At 70.4% G+C, this 16,608-nt stretch carries 16 protein-coding genes; 3 read left to right on the top strand and 13 right to left on the bottom strand.

Features of this window, described 5'->3' with window-relative positions:
- Nucleotides 1-155: 155 nt before the first annotated feature.
- The 8 genes from ACLBX9_RS13790 to ACLBX9_RS13825 all read right to left on the bottom strand — a co-directional run bounded on the left by ACLBX9_RS13790 (nucleotide 156) and on the right by ACLBX9_RS13825 (nucleotide 8,769).
- A complete protein-coding gene (locus ACLBX9_RS13790) occupies nucleotides 156-1,031 on the bottom strand; it encodes an RNA polymerase factor sigma-32 (protein WP_010687069.1) in 876 nt (291 codons plus the stop codon).
- A 314-nt stretch (nucleotides 1,032-1,345) separates the two neighbouring features.
- Nucleotides 1,346-1,945 (bottom strand): CarD family transcriptional regulator, encoded by a 600-nt coding sequence (locus ACLBX9_RS13795; RefSeq protein WP_010687070.1) that lies wholly within the window; start codon nucleotides 1,943-1,945, stop codon nucleotides 1,346-1,348.
- Nucleotides 1,946-2,448: 503 nt separating this feature from the next.
- Nucleotides 2,449-2,787 (bottom strand): ferredoxin FdxA, encoded by a 339-nt coding sequence (fdxA, locus tag ACLBX9_RS13800; RefSeq protein WP_010687071.1) that lies wholly within the window; start codon nucleotides 2,785-2,787, stop codon nucleotides 2,449-2,451.
- A gap of 444 nt (nucleotides 2,788-3,231) precedes the next feature.
- Entirely contained in the window at nucleotides 3,232-3,525 is a 294-nt protein-coding gene (locus tag ACLBX9_RS13805) for an RNA-binding S4 domain-containing protein (protein ID WP_447719322.1), read from the bottom strand.
- 12 nt (nucleotides 3,526-3,537) lie between these two features.
- On the bottom strand, nucleotides 3,538-6,930 hold the full coding sequence (locus ACLBX9_RS13810) for a helicase-related protein (RefSeq protein ID WP_447719368.1): 3,393 nt from the start codon (nucleotides 6,928-6,930) through the stop codon (nucleotides 3,538-3,540).
- 90 nt (nucleotides 6,931-7,020) lie between these two features.
- Nucleotides 7,021-7,383, bottom strand: coding sequence for a hypothetical protein (locus tag ACLBX9_RS13815; RefSeq protein WP_447719323.1), 363 nt, complete (start codon nucleotides 7,381-7,383; stop codon nucleotides 7,021-7,023).
- Nucleotides 7,384-7,449: 66 nt separating this feature from the next.
- The gene (locus ACLBX9_RS13820) at nucleotides 7,450-7,740 is read right to left on the bottom strand and encodes a DUF1330 domain-containing protein (RefSeq protein ID WP_010687075.1); all 291 of its coding nucleotides are present in this window, start codon (nucleotides 7,738-7,740) and stop codon (nucleotides 7,450-7,452) included.
- 84 nt (nucleotides 7,741-7,824) lie between these two features.
- Nucleotides 7,825-8,769, bottom strand: coding sequence for a DUF3108 domain-containing protein (locus ACLBX9_RS13825; protein WP_447719324.1), 945 nt, complete (start codon nucleotides 8,767-8,769; stop codon nucleotides 7,825-7,827).
- Nucleotides 8,770-9,084: 315 nt separating this feature from the next.
- Between ACLBX9_RS13825 and rpmB the strand changes: the two genes are divergently transcribed.
- The gene (gene rpmB, locus ACLBX9_RS13830; RefSeq protein ID WP_010687077.1) at nucleotides 9,085-9,387 is read left to right on the top strand and encodes a 50S ribosomal protein L28; all 303 of its coding nucleotides are present in this window, start codon (nucleotides 9,085-9,087) and stop codon (nucleotides 9,385-9,387) included.
- Between the two features lie 283 nt (nucleotides 9,388-9,670).
- Here the strand turns inward: rpmB and cobT are convergent, their stop codons facing one another.
- The 3 genes from cobT to ACLBX9_RS13845 all read right to left on the bottom strand — a co-directional run bounded on the left by cobT (nucleotide 9,671) and on the right by ACLBX9_RS13845 (nucleotide 13,647).
- Complete coding sequence (gene cobT, locus ACLBX9_RS13835) at nucleotides 9,671-11,578, bottom strand: cobaltochelatase subunit CobT (protein ID WP_447719325.1); 1,908 nt, start codon at nucleotides 11,576-11,578, stop codon at nucleotides 9,671-9,673.
- Between the two features lie 154 nt (nucleotides 11,579-11,732).
- Nucleotides 11,733-12,716, bottom strand: a complete 984-nt coding sequence (gene cobS / locus ACLBX9_RS13840; protein WP_447719326.1) for a cobaltochelatase subunit CobS — start codon at nucleotides 12,714-12,716, stop codon at nucleotides 11,733-11,735.
- Nucleotides 12,717-13,026: 310 nt separating this feature from the next.
- Nucleotides 13,027-13,647 (bottom strand): J domain-containing protein, encoded by a 621-nt coding sequence (locus tag ACLBX9_RS13845; RefSeq protein WP_010687080.1) that lies wholly within the window; start codon nucleotides 13,645-13,647, stop codon nucleotides 13,027-13,029.
- Between the two features lie 108 nt (nucleotides 13,648-13,755).
- On the opposite strand from ACLBX9_RS13845, the gene ACLBX9_RS13850 reads away from it, so the two are divergent.
- Together ACLBX9_RS13850 and arfB are read left to right on the top strand one after the other, a co-directional pair.
- On the top strand, nucleotides 13,756-14,046 hold the full coding sequence (locus ACLBX9_RS13850; protein WP_010687081.1) for a BolA family protein: 291 nt from the start codon (nucleotides 13,756-13,758) through the stop codon (nucleotides 14,044-14,046).
- A 225-nt stretch (nucleotides 14,047-14,271) separates the two neighbouring features.
- Nucleotides 14,272-14,703 (top strand): alternative ribosome rescue aminoacyl-tRNA hydrolase ArfB, encoded by a 432-nt coding sequence (gene arfB, locus ACLBX9_RS13855; RefSeq protein ID WP_010687082.1) that lies wholly within the window; start codon nucleotides 14,272-14,274, stop codon nucleotides 14,701-14,703.
- A gap of 36 nt (nucleotides 14,704-14,739) precedes the next feature.
- Here the strand turns inward: arfB and ACLBX9_RS13860 are convergent, their stop codons facing one another.
- Complete coding sequence (locus tag ACLBX9_RS13860) at nucleotides 14,740-15,534, bottom strand: YoaK family protein (RefSeq protein ID WP_010687083.1); 795 nt, start codon at nucleotides 15,532-15,534, stop codon at nucleotides 14,740-14,742.
- A 68-nt stretch (nucleotides 15,535-15,602) separates the two neighbouring features.
- Nucleotides 15,603-16,547, bottom strand: coding sequence for a methyltransferase (locus ACLBX9_RS13865; protein ID WP_447719327.1), 945 nt, complete (start codon nucleotides 16,545-16,547; stop codon nucleotides 15,603-15,605).
- Nucleotides 16,548-16,608: the final 61 nt, after the last annotated feature.

Genomic DNA, 16,608 nt, shown 5'->3' on the forward strand with positions numbered 1-16,608 from the left:
AGCGGAACGACGCGATCCGAGCCGGCGCCACGTTCGGGCCTGTTCCGCGGCTTGGGGTCGTTTCGCTGCTCGCGATGACGGCGGGAACCGAGACGCCCTGAAACGCGAAAGCCCGGCCGGGGCCGGGCTTCGTTCCGATGTCTCTCCGCCTCGGTTCAGCCGATATGGGGGCTGCCGGTGGCGGCGGGGAAGCGGTCGGCGAGGGCGCGGCGCAGCTTCTCCAGGGCCCGGTTCTCGATCTGGCGGACGCGCTCCTTCGAGATGCCGAGGCGCTGCCCGAGGGCTTCCAGGGTGGCCTGATCCTCGGCGAGCCGGCGCTCGCGCAGGATGCGCAACTCGCGCTCGGACAGAACTGTCAGGGCCTGCTGGAGCCAGCCGAGGCGGCGCTCGCCGTCCACCGTGGCGCTCACGGTCTCGTCCGGCAGATCGGCGCCGTCGACCAGGAAATCCATCCGCTCCGAGGAGGCGTCGCTGTCCTCGCCCACGGGGGCGTTGAGCGACATGTCCGGGCCCGACAGGCGCGCGTCCATCAGGGCGACATCGTCCCGCGAGACGCCGATGGCGCTGGCGATGCGGCGGTGGATCTCGTCGCCGACATGCTCCTCGGTGGATTGCATGAGGCGGGCACGCAGCCGGCGCAGGTTGAAGAACAGGGCCTTCTGCGCGGAGGAGGTGCCCCCGCGGACGATCGACCAGTTGCGCAGGATGTAGTCCTGGATCGAGGCCCGGATCCACCACGTCGCGTAGGTCGAGAAGCGGACATCCCGCTCCGGCTCGAACCGGGCGGCGGCTTCCATCAGGCCGACATGACCTTCCTGGACGAGATCGGCCATCGGCAGACCGTAGTGACGAAAACGCCCCGCCAGAGCAATGACGAGGCGCATATGGGCCGAGATCAGGCGGTGAAGGGCGCGCTCGTCGCGGTCATCCTTCCAGCGAACGGCGAGGCCGCGCTCTTCCTCCCGCGCCAGGAAGGGCGCCTCCATCGCAGTCCGAATGAACTGCCGTCGAATTCCCGCGATCTCAGCCATCCCGCCTGCCTCTTGTTGTCGAGTGCTGTTGCGGCGCCGGACCTGCTAGTCCGGCGCGCAGGCGCCTCCCAGGGGCGACGCCAGGCAACCGACAACGGAAGGCGAAACACGAAAGTTCCGCGTCACTGCCCCAGAATGCGACAGCGGATCGACCACGATCACGTGTTCCATCGGGATGACATGGGCTCGGGCGATGGATCGTCCAGTGCCGTTCGGACCAAATTCGCCTTGGTCATGTGGGCAAGTCCGCACGAAGCAAGAAAAAACCCGGCCGCCAGGGCCGGGTTCGAGGGTCGTGCCGTCGTGAGCAGGGCTCAGGCGGCCTCTTCCTGGATGTCGTCGCCGTCGGTCTCACCCTCGGCTTCGGGCTCCGCCTCGCTCTTGGCCCGGCGGGGCGACTTCGCGAGGCTCTGCTCGATCAGCTTCAGCGCCTCGGTCTCGGTGATGCGGTTCACAGACGAGATCTCGCGGACGATCCGGTCCAGGGCCGCCTCGTAGAGCTGCCGCTCGGAATAGGACTGCTCGGGCTGGGCCTCGGAGCGGTAGAGATCGCGCACAACCTCGGTGACGGCCAGCAGGTCGCCCGAGTTGATCTTGGCCTCGTATTCCTGGGCGCGGCGCGACCACATGGTCCGCTTGATCCGGGCGCGGCCGGTCAGCAGATCCAGGGCCTTCTTGACCAGCTCCGGCTCGGCCAGCTTGCGCATGCCCACGCTGTTGGCCTTCGCGGTCGGGACGCGCAGGACCATCTTGTCCTTCTCGAACGACACAACGAACAGCTCAAGCTTGTAGCCCGCGATCTCCTGCTCCTCGATCGCGGTGATGCGACCGACGCCGTGGGCCGGATACACGACAGCCTCGCCGGTCTTGAAACCTTGCCGGCCTGCGGTCGTCGTCTTCTTGGCTGTGGTCATGCGAGAAGGGCCTCCACTGGCGCGCAGCCGTTCGACGCCGCGCGAAACCGTGTTGTTCCGGGCGGGACACCCGGTTTGCCTCGCCGCTTCCCATGATCGCGCCCGAGGCGAAATCCAGGACATCCCCGGCGCGGCCGTGCACAAGCCTGGATCGTCCGCCGAAGTGTGCCTCGGCGGTCGATCGCGTACCACTCCTAACCCACGAAGATCGAAGGTGTTTCAGCTGGAGGAAGCACGTCAGGCGCGAGCGACGGCAGGCGGATTGTCTACCACAATCCGGCGCGCAGATCAAAGCATCCCTGAAGACGCATGCGCGGGCTCAGCGCTGCGACCAAGAGTTTTACACTGGCGCGCCGGGACAAAAATGCCCCTCGAGCGGATCAGGGCTTCGCGCTGTGCAGGCCTTCTTCGTTCCGAAATTCCGTGTCCGTCCTGAACGATGTCCCCGGATCTGCCCGGCCCGGAGCGGGGGATGCCGAAATCGTGAGGACCGTCCGCTCTGATCAGTCGCCCGAGCCGGGGTTCGGCGAGAAGTGCGCCTCGAGCTTTCCGCTCTTGCCGTCCCACTCCTTGGCGTCCGCGGGAGCTTCCTTTTTCTGCGTGATGTTGGGCCAGGACTTTGCGTAGTCGGCGTTCAACTTCAGCCACGTGTCGAGATTCGATTCGGTGTCCGGCTTGATCGCCTCGGCCGGGCATTCCGGCTCGCAGACGCCACAATCGATGCACTCGTCCGGGTGGATGACGAGCATGTTCTCGCCTTCATAGAAACAATCGACCGGACAGACCTCGACGCAGTCCGTGTACTTGCACTTGATGCAATTGTCGGTGACGACGTAGGTCATCGGATGTCTTCGTCCTAAAACACGACTTGGCCCGGGCGGAGCCCTGGAGCGGTCCGCTCGCCCGGGTGGCGCTCGGTAAGCGGGACGCCGGTGACGCTCGGCGCGGAGCCGGGCTTCGGAGGCCACGGCTCTAGACCGTGCCTCACGGGCTGACAAGCGCGCGGGCGCCGCAGCGGGGCGAAGATTTCAACTCCCGAGACGGCGGCTTTCCAGACACGAACGCGGTCAGCGACGGCGGCCCTCTCTTCGTGAGGCACGACGGGCGAGCCCGGTATTCAGATCCGCCGACGGCGCCGCACTGGATGCCCGGCGTGGTTCTGGAATTCGGGGCCACCTCCGCAGTCCGGGGATGACGCGGTGGCCGACCTGATGGCCGGCCGGTCCCTGCCAGTTCGACCACGTCCCGCAGCTTCGCCTCGCCGCCGTCGGCCATCGCCGATCTCGTCACAGCGACGGGTCCTGCGGCAGGGAGCCCCCCGATAGATCGTCGTACAGCAGGCGCGCCTCCGGAGCGGGCCCGCGCCGCACCCCCAGGCCCAGCACCCGTACCGCCAGCGTCGCGTGCGGCGCCGCGACCGTCACGACGTCGCCGATGCCGATGCCCTTCGCCGGGTTCTCGGTCCGACTGCCGTTGACCCGGACGAAACCGTCCGAAGCCAGCCGCGCCGCGAGGGAACGGGTCCGCGCGAAGCGCGCGAACCAGAGCCATTTGTCGAGACGCTGCCGATCCTCCCGCATGCGCGGCGGCGGTCAGCGCTTCCCGCCGTCGCCGGCTTCGAGCTGTGCCTTGAGCGCAGCCAGCTTGGCGAAGGGTGAATCCGGATCCGGCGCCCGTTCCCGGCGCGGGGGGCGCTGGTCGGGACGCGGCCCGGCATGGCGTTGCTCCGCGCCGCGCTGATCGTCTCGGCGCTCCGGCCGGCCACCTTCGAAGCGGTCGCGACGGGGGCCACGATCCCGCCCGGGGCGTGGTCCGCCCTCGCCACCGTCAGCCCGGCGATGCTCCGGCCGGCCACCTTCCGGGCGTCCCTGCCCGGGGTGCTGCCCCTGCTGGCCGCCATCGCGGCCGCGACCGGCCCCGCGCGGACGATTCTGAGGACGCTGGTGGGCCGGGCGCTGATGGCGCTGCAGACGCCAAACCTCGATCTGAGGGACCTCGGCGGCCTGCTCGCCCTCCGCATTCGCAGCCTCTGCGCCTGCTTCCGCGGGGGGCGCGGCCGGCTCCGACTTTGACGTCTCGGGGGCGGCCTCGGTTCCGGCCGTGGCGGGCGCTGCGATTTCCGCAGAGGCCTCGGCGGGCTGGTCCGATTCGGCGACGGGTTCCTCGGCCGGGGCGTCGGCGCCGCGGGACGCTTCCGCCGCCGGCTCGTCGGAGGCCGCCTCGGCCGCGGGCTCCGAAGGCGGGATCTCGGCGGGCGCCGGCTCGGCAACGACCGCCACCGGCTCGTCCGCGGCGGCGGCAGCTTCGGTTCCGACCGCGCCGCCCTCCGCAGCCTCGGCCGTCGCGGATTCCTCCGCCGCGGGCCCTTCCCCGACGGGCTCGGCCGCGTCCGCCTGCGCGGCGACAGCCTCCTCGGAGGCCGCCTCGGCCTCCGGAGAAACCTCGGCGGCGGCCGGTGCCGCAGCCGGCGTCGTGGCGGCCGCCGGAACGAGTGGCACCGTGATCGCCGGACCGGGACGCGACTCCGCGTTGTAGCCGAGGGACTTCAGGATCGAGGCGAAGTCCTCGCCCGAGCAGCCGACGAGCGAGGTCATGCCCACCGTGGCCACGAAACCGTCGCCGTCGGCCGTGCCGTCCGGCGGGGCACCCGGGGTCGTGCCGGGACGGTAGGCGATCGCCGGGCGGATCAGGTCGGCGAGCCGCTCCAGGATGTCGACCCGCACGGCCCGCTCGCCGCTCACCCGGAAGCCGGCCGCCCGGTAGAGGCCCTTGGCGATCTCGCGGTCGACCTTGATGGACGTGCGTCCGGAACCGGCGAGATGCGCGATCTCGTCGAGGCCGCGCTGGTCGAGTCCGCCGTTGCGCAGGGCCCAGAGCTGGGCCGCGAGGGTGCGCGGCGCCGGCTTCAGCAGGGCCGGCAGGAAGATGTGGTAGGCACCGAAGCGGACGCCGTGCCGGCGCAACGCGCCGCGGCCATCCTGATCGAGGCTGCGCATCTCCTGCGCCACCTTCGAGCGCTCCAGCACGCCCAGAGCCTCGACAACCTGATAGCCGATGCCCTTGGCGAGCCCGGTGAGGTCGGCCGCCGTCTCGATCTCCATCAGCGGGCCGAGGAGCCGCACGATGGTGGCCTTCAGCCACGCGTCGAGGCGCGCCTCGACCTTCTCGCGGTGCGCGCCGGCCAGGCTCTCGTCGGCCAGCAGGCGGATCTGCGGGGCGAACAGCTTCTCGCCGGGGGTCAGCTTGGCGACGGGCGCCCCGGTCCAGCGGATCGTGCCGTCGTGCGCGAGCACGAGGGTCGAATCGGCCGTGCCGGCGAATCGGTCGGCCCGTGCCTCGATCTCGCCCGCGAGCGCCTTCTCGGCGGCGCTCCTCAGGGTCTTGGCTTCGTGGCCCTCGGCGCTGGCATCGGGAACGAACAGGAATCCGTGAAGGTGGCCGACATGCTGACCCTCGACGGTGACGTCACCGTCGGCGGTGATCTGGGCTTCGAGCATCGTGTTCTCTCTCAGGCGCCGCATCAGGACGCTGGTGCGCCGGTCGACGAAGCGGCTCGCGAGGCGTTCGTGCAGGGCGTCGGACAGCCTGTCCTCTACCCGACGTGTCTCGCCCTGCCAATGTTCCGGGTCGCGCAGCCAGTCGGGTCTGTTGGCGACGAACGTCCAGGTGCGTCCCTGGGCGATCCGGCGCGACAGGGTGTCGATGTCGCCGTCGGTGCGGTCGATCATCGCCACCTGCTCGGCGAACCACGTGTCGGGGATGCGGCCCGCCATGCCCTTCATCAGGAATCGATAGAGCTGCGCCACCAGATCGGCGTGCACCTGCGGGTGGACCTTGCGATAATCCGGCACGCCGCAGACGTCCCAGAGCCGGCGCACGCCGGCCGGGCTGCGGGCGAGGTCGCGGACGTCGTCCTCCTTCATCAGAATCTCGAAGGCCTGCTGGTCCTCGCCCATGGGGGCGCGGGTCAGACCCGTTTCGCGCGGGTGCTCGTCGAGGCTCGCCTGCAGGGCCTCCAGGCTGCCGAAGCTCAGGTCCGGGTTGCGCCACTGCAGGATGCGGAGCGGGTCGAAATCGTGGCTCTCCAGCTGCTCCACCAATTCGGCCTCGAAGGGCGGGCAGCGCCCGGTGGAGCCGAACGTCCCGTCCGACAGGTGCCGTCCTGCACGGCCGGCGATCTGGCCCATCTCGGCGGGGGTGAGCTTGCGGAAGCGGGTGCCGTCGTACTTCCAATTGGCCGCGAACGCGACGTGGTCGACGTCGAGGTTGAGGCCCATCCCGACCGCGTCGGTGGCGACGAGGTAGTCGACGTCCCCGGCCTGGTACATCTCGACCTGGGCGTTGCGGGTCCGGGGCGAGAGCGCGCCCAGCACCACCGCGGCGCCGCCGCGCTGGCGGCGGATCAGCTCGGCGATGGCGTAGACCTCCTCGGCCGAGAACGCCACGATGGCCGTGCGCCGGGGCAGGCGCGACAGCCGCTTCTCCCCCGCGAAGGTGAGCTGCGACAGCCGCGGCCGCGTCGTGGTGTGGACGTTGGGGATCAGGCTCTGGACCAGCGGCAGCATGGTCGAGGAGCCGATCAGCAGGGTCTCCTCTCGGCCGCGCACGTAGAGCAGGCGGTCGGTGAAGACGTGGCCGCGGTCCATGTCGGCGGCGAGCTGGATCTCGTCGATGGCGACGTACGCCACGTCGAGGTCGCGGGGCATCGCCTCGATGGTGCAGATCCAGTAGCGCGGCCGGTCCGGCTTGATCTTCTCCTCGCCGGTGACGAGCGCGACCTTCTCGGGGCCGACTTTGGCGACGACGCGCAGGTAGACCTCCCGGGCGAGCAGCCGCAGGGGCAGCCCGATCATGCCGGTCGGGTGCGCGAGCATCCGCTCGATGGCGAGATGCGTCTTGCCGGTGTTGGTCGGCCCGAGGACCGCCGTGACGCCGCGGGCGCGAACGTCGCGGGGCAGCGAGCGGCTTTGCGAGGGGCGGAGCAGCGCGTCGATGGTCGGCGGTTCTTTCGGATGAGAAGGCCGTCGCGGCGCCGTCAGGGCGCGGGCGGGGAGGGGGTCTGTCGGCCGGTCGCGTCAGGGACGATAGGGCCGGATGGGTCGTCCCCCATATGGGATGCCGCCGCCGCCAGGTCCAACGCCGCCAGGTCCAACGCTTCCGGGGCCAAAGCCTCCAGGTCCAACCTGCGGCGTGATCATCGGGTAGATGTCGATCTGCGTCGTCGGCGTGCCCGGCTGGGGTGCGAGGTCGGCGCAGAGCGTGTCGGCATTCGCGGTCAGCGGACCGCGGCGGGGCGGGCGATGCTCGATCACTTCAGCCGACGAGGACGCATCGCCGCCGCATCCGGCTTCGGCGGTGCCGGCGCTCAGCCCGTCCGCGGCCGCCGGGCCGGCGAGGGCGATCAGGACCGGGGCGATTCGTAGGACGGACACGCGCATCCACGAATTATCGCCCGGCCGGTGAAGATTTCATCCCCGGCGGCCGTCCTCGCGGTCGGAGGCGGCTCAATCCACGCCTTCGACCAGCACCACCTCGCCGATTCCCGCGGGCCTGCGCTTCTCGACGGCGGCCTGATACTCGGGTGAGAAGTAGTAGGTGCGGGCCGCCTCGTAGGATTCGAACTCCAGCACGACGTTGCGCGGCCGGCCCTCGCCCTCCAGCGCCTCGCAGCGGCCGCCGCGGACCAGCGGCTTGCAGCCGTACTTGCGCATGGCCTCGGAGGCCATGGCGGCGTAGTCCTTGTAGGTCTCCGGGTCGGTGACCGTCATCCGGACGATGATGTAGCCCTTGGGCATTGTCAGGCCTCCCTGGCGCGGCGGCCGCGCCCCGCAGGCGTGCCGGGAAATCGGCCGCCGGTCAAAGGCGGCGCAACGGCGGCGCTATTGCCCGGGCAGGCTCGCCTGCGCGACGTCGCCGCTGGCCGCGGGGGCGGCTCCGGCCGTCCCGGTGGTCTCGGCGGCGCCGCTCTGGGTCCAGCGCATCGCCTCGATGATGTTCGTGCCGACCGTGGTGAGGACCGAGATGCGCAGCGGGATCAGCGCCCGTGTCCCCGCGACCGGCGCGAGCCAGACCGACATCTCCCGGTTCTCCTCCATGAATTTCACCCCCGGCCGGTCCGGACGGTGGCCCGCCACTGCCTGGTAGCGGGCGTTGCAGACGAGGACCTGTCCGGCATAGCCCGGCTTCTGCACGGGCCGCGTCTCGGCGTAGCTCAGCACCACGTTGAACCGGGTGGCGCCGTCGAAGACCGGCAGGGTCCGGTTGCAGTTGTCCGGGTCCAGGGGCTCGCCGCGTCCCTGCGTCGGCATCAGCAGGGCGCTCACCGGATCGAGGATGCCGCGCTTGTTGGCGGCTGTGACCGGCACGCGGTCCTGCATGTCGACGAGCGGCGGCGTGATCTCGGACTGGACCACGTTTCCGTGGGCCAGAGCCATGCGCACGGCGATCCCGGAACTCGCCGTGTGCGTGGCGATCGAGAAGGCGCCGGGCTGGGGCGCTGCCGCGAAGGTTCCGGAGGCCCGGGCCGAGCCCCGGCCGCCCGTGATGGCGCCGACGAGGCCGGTGAGCGTCGCCGACACGTCCATGAGGTAGCGGTCGCGGTCGAAGGAGCCGGCGAGCCGCGCGGTGCCGATCGGCAGGCCCGCGAGATTGATGCTGTAATCGACCGCCACCGTGGCGGGCGCCGCCGCCCCCGGCCGCTTTGCCCGCGGCCGCGCCTCCGCCGGGCCGGCCAGGGCCGCGACGGCGAGGACGGCGCCGAGGACCTGTCCGAGAGGACGCAGGGTCACGGGCTTGATCGTCCGACGGACAGGCGTGGCGCTCATGATCCGGATCGCATCCCAGGAGGTCGGGCCCCGATGCCCGCTCGGCCACGCCCGTCTCAGGCGGTGCGGTGCCTTCCTGCGGGCGGAGTACGGCTATATCCCGGCATCGTGGTTAACAGACCGTTGGGGCTCCGCCGCGCTCAGCTTGCCGCCGCGGACCTTGACGCAACGCACCTGCGTCGCCTATAGGCTCGCGCCTTCAACAGGACTCCGCCGGACCTGGAACACGCAATGGGCGCCGCCCGCTGCGACGACGATCGCGCCGGCCGCGATCGGGTCTTCATCGAGCGGAACGAGACGGGATCTTAAGTCATCATGGCGCGCCGCTGCGAACTCACCGGCAAGGCCGTTCAGGTCGGCCACCTCGTGAGCCACTCGAACCGCAAGACCAAGTGCCGGTTCCTGCCGAACCTGTGCAACGTCACCCTGCAGTCCGACGCGCTGGGCAAGCGCGTCCGCCTGCGGGTCACCGCCCACGCCCTGCGCTCGGTTGAGCACCGCGGCGGCCTCGACGCCTTCCTGATCAAGGCCGGCGAGGGTGACCTCTCGCAGACCGCGCGCCTGCTGAAGCGCGAGATCCACAAGAAGCTCGCCGAGACCCAGCCCGCCGCGGCCTGAGCCCGCGGGCTTCGCGCCCCCATTCGTCGGACGGTTCGAGCCGCCGCAGCCCCTGGGCTACGGCGGCTTCCGCTTGCGCGTGGCGGGCCATCGATCCGTGCAATTCCGACCCCGCCCTCATCCTAAGGTGCCCGCGTCAGCGGGCCTCCAGGGAGGGCTCCAGGAATCGCGGTGCTATCTGGAGGGCTCTTTCGAGGCCTCCGCTGCGCTCCGGTACCTCAAGATGAGGTTCTGAATCGGATGAGGCAAAAGGCGGAGCGGCAGCGGCCGCTCCGGCCGGCGATCACTGTCGCCCACCGGCCGCGCGCAGCATCCGGCTCGCCGGCGCGGGCGCACCGTCCTCCTCGAACAACTCGGCCAGCTTCTCGGTCATCGCGCCGCCGAGTTCCTCGGCGTCGATGATCGTCACGGCGCGGCGATAGTACCGGGTCACGTCGTGGCCGATGCCGATGGCCAGGAGTTCCACCGGCGAGCGCGTCTCGATCTCCTCGATCATCCAGCGCAGGTGGCGCTCCAGGTAGTTGCCGGCATTCACCGAGAGGGTCGAATCATCCACCGGCGCGCCGTCCGAGATCACCATCAGGATCTTACGCTGCTCCGGCCGCCCGAGCAGGCGCTTGTGCGCCCAGTCGAGCGCCTCGCCGTCGATGTTCTCCTTCAGCAGCCCCTCGCGCATCATCAGCCCGAGGTTCTTGCGCGCCCGCCGCCAGGGGGCGTCCGCGGCCTTGTAGACGATGTGGCGCAGGTCGTTCAGGCGGCCGGGATTCGGTGGCTTGCCGGCGGCGAGCCACGCCTCGCGGCTCTGACCGCCCTTCCAGGCCCGGGTGGTGAAGCCCAGGATCTCCACTTTCACGCCGCAGCGCTCCAGCGTCCGCGCCAAGATGTCGGCGCAGGTCGCCGCCACGGTGATCGGCCGGCCGCGCATCGAGCCGGAATTGTCGAGGAGCAGCGTGACCACCGTATCGCGGAAATTCGTGTCCTTCTCCTGCTTGAAGGAGAGGGGCTGGTACGGGTCGATGACGACGCGCACGAGGCGCGCGGGGTCGAGCTGACCCTCCTCCAAGTCGAAATCCCAGGCCCGGTTCTGCTGGGCGAGCAGCCGCCGCTGCAGGCGGTTGGCGAGGCGCCCGACCACGCCCTGCAGGTGCGAGAGCTGCTTGTCGAGGTAGGAGCGCAGGCGCGACAGCTCGTCGGCGTCGCACAACTCCTCGGCGTGGATGACCTCGTCGAACCGGGGATTGAACACCCGGTACTCGGGCCCGCGGGCCTCGTTGCCCTGCCGCTGCGGCGGGCGCGACGCCTCCGAGGCCTCCTCGGAATCGGCGTCCTCGGCCTCCTCGGGCAATTCTCCGGACGGCGCGTCAGCGGATTCCTGGGCGCCTTCCTCGATCTCGTCGGAGGCCTCCTCGGAGGTCTCGATCTCGGCGCGCTCGCCCTGACTCTTCTCCTCCGAGTCGCCCTCGCTCGGATTCTGCTCGTCGTCCTGGGCGTCGTTCTCGTCGTCGTTCTCGTCGTCCTCGGCGTCGAACGGCGTCTCGTCCGACATGTCGAGGGACGTGAGGAGGTCGCGCACCGAACGGGCGAACTTGCGCTGATCCTCGATGGAGCCGATCAACCCGTCGAGATTCGGTCCGGCCTTGGCCTCGATATGCTCGCGCCACAGCTCGACGATCTTGGAGGCGGCCTCGGGCGGCTTCTGGCCGGTCAGGCGCTCGCGCACCATCAGGGCGACGGCGTCCTCCATAGGGGCGTCGGCCCGGTCTGTGATGGTCTCGTACTTGCCGCCGCGGTGATAGCGGTCCTCCAGCATCGCCGAGATGTTGCTGGCGACGCCCGCCATCCGCCGCGAGCCGATCGCCTCGACCCGGGCCTGCTCGACCGCGTCATAGACCGCTCGCGCGGCGGCGTTCTCGGGGGCGAGGCGGCGGTGGACGGCCACGTCGTGGCAGCCGAGCCGCAGCGCCATGGCGTCGGCGTTGCCCCGCAGCACCGCGACGTCCTGCGCCGAGAGCTTGCGCGGGGGCTCGGGCAGCCGGGCCTTGTCGCCGGTGAGCGCCGGCCGGTCGGTGGCGTAGGTGACCTCGACCTCGGCGCGTCGGGCGATGGCGCGCAGGCACCCGGCCACCGAGCGCTTCAGGGGCTCGGCCACGGGTTCGCGGCGCTCGCCGGGCTTGCGGTTGGAGATGGACATGCGCGGCTACCGGTCGTCGTCGGACGCGAAGGGGCGGGTCAGGATCTCGTCCCGGCCGAAGGAAGCGACGGCGTGGCGCGCGCGAACGGGGCGGCGCGGGCAGAGCCCGATGCAGTCACCCCGATCCCGCGCGCCACGACCTCCTCCATGCGGGTCAGCTCAGCGCGACGTTCACCGCGCTCTCGGGCAGCTCCTTGCCGAAGGCGCGCTGGTAGAATTCGGCCACCAGCGTCCGCTCCAGCTCGTCGCACTTGTTGAGGAACGTCACCCGGAAGGCGAAGCCGATATCCTTGAAGATGTCGGCGTTCTCGGCCCAGGTGATCACCGTGCGCGGGCTCATGACGGTGGAGAGATCGCCGTTCATGAAGGCGTTGCGGGTGAGATCCGCCACGCGCACCATGCGGTTGACGATGTCGCGGCCCTGGTCGCCCCGATAGTGGGTGGCCTTCGAGAGCACGATGTCGACCTCGCGGTCGTGCGGCAGGTAGTTCAGCGTGGTGACGATCGACCACCGGTCCATCTGGCCCTGGTTGATCTGCTGGGTGCCGTGATAGAGGCCCGACGTGTCGCCGAGGCCGACCGTATTGGCGGTGGCGAACAGCCGGAAGGCCGGGTGAGGGCGGATCACGCGCTTCTGGTCGAGGAGCGTCAGCCGGCCCGACAGCTCCAGCACGCGCTGGATCACGAACATCACGTCCGGGCGGCCGGCATCGTACTCGTCGAATACCAGCGCGACGTTGTTCTGCAGCGCCCAGGGCAGGATGCCGTCCTGGAAGGCGGTGACCTGCTTGCCGTCCTGCAGGACGATGGCGTCCTTGCCGACGAGGTCGATGCGCGAGACGTGGCTATCGAGGTTGATGCGCACGCAGGGCCAGTTCAAGCGCGCGGCGACCTGCTCGATATGGGTCGACTTGCCGGTGCCGTGATAGCCGGTGACCATCACGCGGCGGTTGCGGGCGAAGCCGGCCAGAATCGCCAGCGTCGTCTCCCGGTCGAAGATGTAGTCGGGATCGAGATCGGGAACGTGCTCCTCGGGCTCGGCATAGGCCGGGACCTTGAGGTCGAGGTCGATGCCGAAGACATCGCGGACGGAGACGGTGCGGTCGGGCAGCGCGGCTTGCGTAGCGTCAGAGAGCATTCGGAACCTCGTGAGGCGCGGGCGCTCCACTCCCAACAGTGAAGCATCCGCGCGGAAGAACGTCGAGCCGGGCCTCCGCGGCGGGGCGGAGTCCTCCTTAGACGGCGGCGCGTTCGGGCGCCACCGACCGGCATCGCCCCCATATAGGGCTGCGCCGCGCGGTTTGCCCTATCCTGGATGCAACCCGGCCTGCATCCTTCGTGCCGTTGAAGCCGTTCGCGCTCGCGAACGGCGTCATGGTCCTCTTATGACGCACTCTGCTGGGGCCGGGTCTCGCGCCGAGCCGGCGTCCGCCGTGGGGGAGTACGGGTCAGCAGAGCCCGGCCGCGCGCAGGACATCGTGGGCCCGGATGATGTCGCGCAACCGCTCCTCGAAGGAGCGGTCGCCGCCGTTGGCATCCGGGTGGAAGCGCTTCACCAGCACCTTGTACTGCGCCTTGATGGCGGCCGAATCCGCGCCCTCCTCAAGTCCCATCACGTCGAGGGCCCGGCGGACCGTGGCCGAGTGGCGGGGCTTCGGCGGCTCGGGCTGGCGGGCGCGGCGGCGCGCCTCGCCGACGCCCTCGCCGCGCAGGATGCCGAGAGGATCGACATAGGCCCAGTCGCGCGCAGGCTCGCTGGCGGGTTTCTCGCCCGCCTTGTTCACCCCCATCGCCCAGGTCGGGCGGTGACCGATGATCGCGTCCTTCTGATAGGCCTGCACGGCGGCATCGTTCATGCCGTCGAAATAGTTGTAGCTGGCATTGTAGGCGCGGACATGATCGATGCAGAAGCGCCAGTACTGGCCTTCCGCCTTCCGGCCCTTCGGCGCCCGGTACAGGCCCGGCTGCGTGCAGCCCGGACTCTCGCAGACGGCCTCGGCCGCGGCCTTCGGCTCGTCGCAGGACGGTTTGATCCGGATGCTGTCGAACAGGCGCGAGTTGAGATCCATGACGGGCCGATTATGAGGGGGCGGACCTGAGACACAAGGGCACCGGGCCTGATGACGCATGCGCGAGATCGGGCTTGACGGACACGCACGAACACGACGCGAGGCGCGATGGCTGACGGAGCGGGCGGCACCCTGCGGGACTGGATGGAGGCGCGGCTGCGGGAACAGCTCGCACCGGCGCGCCTCGACGTGATCGACGAGTCGCATCTGCATGCCGGCCATGCCGGAGCACGGCCGGGGGGCGAGACCCATTACCGGCTCGACATCGTCGCGGCGGCATTCGAGGGCAAGAGCCGGGTGGAGCGGCACCGCTTGGTGAACGCGCTGCTCGACGACGCGTTCAAGCGGGGCTTGCACGCCCTCGCACTGCGGGCGCGTACGCCGGCCGAGGCCGCCTGACACCGTTTCTGCGAGCGGAGCGCAGCGATCCAGCCGGCACCGCGTTCGGAATGGGTGCGCTACACCGGGTCGCTTGGCTGCATCCGTGGTGACGCGGTGGGTCGCTCTGACGGTGGGACGGGGGCGGAGACGGGATATGGTGATGCGCGCGCCGATCGGCACCTGCCGGATCCAGGGCCGCGCGCCAGATGAGCGGGCGACCGTGACCCTATCCGGGAGAGCGCCATGCCCCTGCGGGTGACACCGCGCATCGCCATCGCGGACGACGAGATCGAGCTGTCCTTCCTGCGGGCCTCGGGCGCGGGCGGCCAGAACGTCAACAAGGTCGAGACCGCGGTGCAACTCCGCTGGCCGGTTTTCGCGTCGCCGGCCGTGGACGATCGGGTCAAGGCGAACCTCGTCCGCTTGGCCGGGCGACGGATGACCAAGGATGGGGTCCTCGTCCTGACAGGGCAGCGCCACCGCACCCAGGAGCGCAACCGGGCCGAGATCCTGCAGCGCCTGATCGATCTGGTCGCGGAGGCCGCCAAGCCGCCCCCGCCGATCCGCCGCCCGACGAAGCCGACGCGGGGTTCGCAGGAGCGGCGCATCGGGGCCAAGAAGAATCGCGCCACGATCAAGCAGGGACGCGGCAGCGTCAGGGATTCTGACAGCTGACGGGCAGGCCGCCTCGATGGCGGCCCAGTGGCCGCCTCAATGGATGGCGTCGATCACCTCGGCCTTCGGGCTGGCATCGGGGGCCGGCGACGAGCCCGCCACCAACGTGCTGCCCGGCTTTGCGAGCGTGAGGGCGATGGCGATCAGCGCCAGGATGGCGGCGAGCGCGGCCGGGAACAGGAAGGCCGACTCGCCGTAGCGGATATCGAGGAGACCGCCGATCACCGCGCCAGTGCTGAGGCCCGCCCAGAGCGGCGCCTGGATCCAGAAGGACGGCGCCACGGTACCGAGCAGCAGGTTGGCGCAGCCCGTCCCGAAACGGACGACCGCGCCTGTGACGTAGGTCAGCGCCAGGGAGCGGCCGCCCTCGTCCTGGAGCGTCGCGTTCTGGAGGCCCAGGGCGAGAACGATCGGATAGGCATGCAGCGGATAGGCGAAGGTGCCCCACGGCATCAGAAGGCCGCCGGCCAGCAGGAGTGCCTGGATGGTCAGGAGGACGGCGAGCCGCCAACGGCCGACCCAGGCGGCGATCAGCGTTCCCAGGAAGGCGCCGAAGCAGAAGATGCTGATGGTGCTGGCGACTCGGGTGACGTTCTCCCAATCGCCGTTCGACACCGCCACGCCGAAGCGCGTCGTGTTGCCCGACATGAAGGACATGAACAGCTGCGAGAATTCCAGGAAGCCGATGGAATCGGCGCAGCCGGCCAGTGCAGCGAGGGCGATGGCGAAGGGGATCCGGGTTCGCGGATCGGCCGGGAAGGACTTGTCCGCCGGAGGCTCGGGCTTTCGCTCAGGCGTGCCAATACCGGTCCGACTGCCGTAATCCGCCATGCTGATCCCCCGATGCAGCGGTCGCGCCTGTCGCGACCGACTGACAATGGACGAACAGCCAAGCGGTTTCATGCCGCGGTGCGGCGCAACACAACGACGCGGCCGGGCACCGGCCGGCCGGCCTCCCGGCGGATGCTCGCCGGGCGCAGCGTGACGAGGTCGAGGCCGGCCGCGGCGGCCGTGTCGGCGAGATGCCGGTCGGCATGGGCGTAGCGCCCGTCCGGACCCAGGACGGTCCCTGCCCCGTCGTGGGATTGCACGGTGACCGCCCCCAGCCCTCCGGGTCGCAAGATCCGGCCGATCCCCGCCAGGAAGGCGCCGAGATCCGCCACGTAGATCAGCACGTCGGCGGCGAGACAGAGATCCGCGGATCCCTGCGGCTCGCCGGCCAGGAAGGCGATCACCTCGTCCTCGAGGAGGCGGTCGTAGAGCGGGCGATCCCGCCAGAGCCTGTCGCGTGCCCGGGTCAGCATCCCCGGCGAGACATCGATGCCGACGAGATGCTCGGCCCGGTCGCGGATCGCCGCGCCCATCAGGCCGGTACCGCAGCCGAGATCGAGCACGGTCGCGAACCGCTCCGGATCCGCCGGCAGGGCGTCGCGGATGCATTGCGGACCGACATACCCCAAGCCTTCCACGAGGTGCCGCTCGAAGCGCGGGGCGTAGCCGTCGAACAGGGCCCGGATATGGGCGGCGGAGAGGACCGGCAGGTCGCCAGCCGGCTCCAGGCGCGTCAGGTGCGCCCGCACACCCAGTGTGTCGCCGGGGTCGATGGCGAGGGCGTGGGCATAGGCACGGGCGGCGGCGTCCCGCAGGTCCGGGGCGCCCTCCGCCGCCAACGCCTCCCGGGCCCGCCCCAGGAGCAGCCAAGCGGGCGCGTAGCGCGGCGCGATCTCCAGGGCCTGCTCGGCGAGGTCGGCGGCCCCGGTGAAGTCGCCATCCGCCAGGCAGGCTTCCGCGTAGCGATAGCGGCGGTCGGCGAGGAGGTCGCCGGAACTGAGGTGCGAGGCCATGCGTCTGCCGGGTCGGGGGCGCCTATATACCGGGGCCACCGGCGGACTCCACCGGCAGCAC

The sequence above is a fragment of the Methylobacterium sp. A49B genome (assembly GCF_053346215.1).

Excerpts from the sequence above, each read along its gene's own strand:
- ACLBX9_RS13865 (WP_447719327.1), bottom strand. The coding sequence starts at position 16,547 with ATGGCCTCGCACCTCAGTTCCGGCGACCTCCTCGCCGACCGCCGCTAT.
- ACLBX9_RS13845 (WP_010687080.1), bottom strand. The coding sequence starts at position 13,647 with ATGGATCTCAACTCGCGCCTGTTCGACAGCATCCGGATCAAACCGTCC.
- cobS (WP_447719326.1), bottom strand. The coding sequence starts at position 12,716 with ATGCTCTCTGACGCTACGCAAGCCGCGCTGCCCGACCGCACCGTCTCC.
- ACLBX9_RS13825 (WP_447719324.1), bottom strand. The coding sequence starts at position 8,769 with ATGAGCGCCACGCCTGTCCGTCGGACGATCAAGCCCGTGACCCTGCGT.
- ACLBX9_RS13820 (WP_010687075.1), bottom strand. The coding sequence starts at position 7,740 with ATGCCCAAGGGCTACATCATCGTCCGGATGACGGTCACCGACCCGGAG.
- ACLBX9_RS13815 (WP_447719323.1), bottom strand. The coding sequence starts at position 7,383 with ATGCGCGTGTCCGTCCTACGAATCGCCCCGGTCCTGATCGCCCTCGCC.
- ACLBX9_RS13795 (WP_010687070.1), bottom strand. The coding sequence starts at position 1,945 with ATGACCACAGCCAAGAAGACGACGACCGCAGGCCGGCAAGGTTTCAAG.
- rpmB (WP_010687077.1), top strand. The coding sequence starts at position 9,085 with ATGGCGCGCCGCTGCGAACTCACCGGCAAGGCCGTTCAGGTCGGCCAC.
- ACLBX9_RS13790 (WP_010687069.1), bottom strand. The coding sequence starts at position 1,031 with ATGGCTGAGATCGCGGGAATTCGACGGCAGTTCATTCGGACTGCGATG.
- fdxA (WP_010687071.1), bottom strand. The coding sequence starts at position 2,787 with ATGACCTACGTCGTCACCGACAATTGCATCAAGTGCAAGTACACGGAC.
- ACLBX9_RS13860 (WP_010687083.1), bottom strand. The coding sequence starts at position 15,534 with ATGGCGGATTACGGCAGTCGGACCGGTATTGGCACGCCTGAGCGAAAG.
- ACLBX9_RS13805 (WP_447719322.1), bottom strand. The coding sequence starts at position 3,525 with ATGCGGGAGGATCGGCAGCGTCTCGACAAATGGCTCTGGTTCGCGCGC.
- arfB (WP_010687082.1), top strand. The coding sequence starts at position 14,272 with ATGCCCCTGCGGGTGACACCGCGCATCGCCATCGCGGACGACGAGATC.
- cobT (WP_447719325.1), bottom strand. The coding sequence starts at position 11,578 with ATGTCCATCTCCAACCGCAAGCCCGGCGAGCGCCGCGAACCCGTGGCC.
- ACLBX9_RS13850 (WP_010687081.1), top strand. The coding sequence starts at position 13,756 with ATGGCTGACGGAGCGGGCGGCACCCTGCGGGACTGGATGGAGGCGCGG.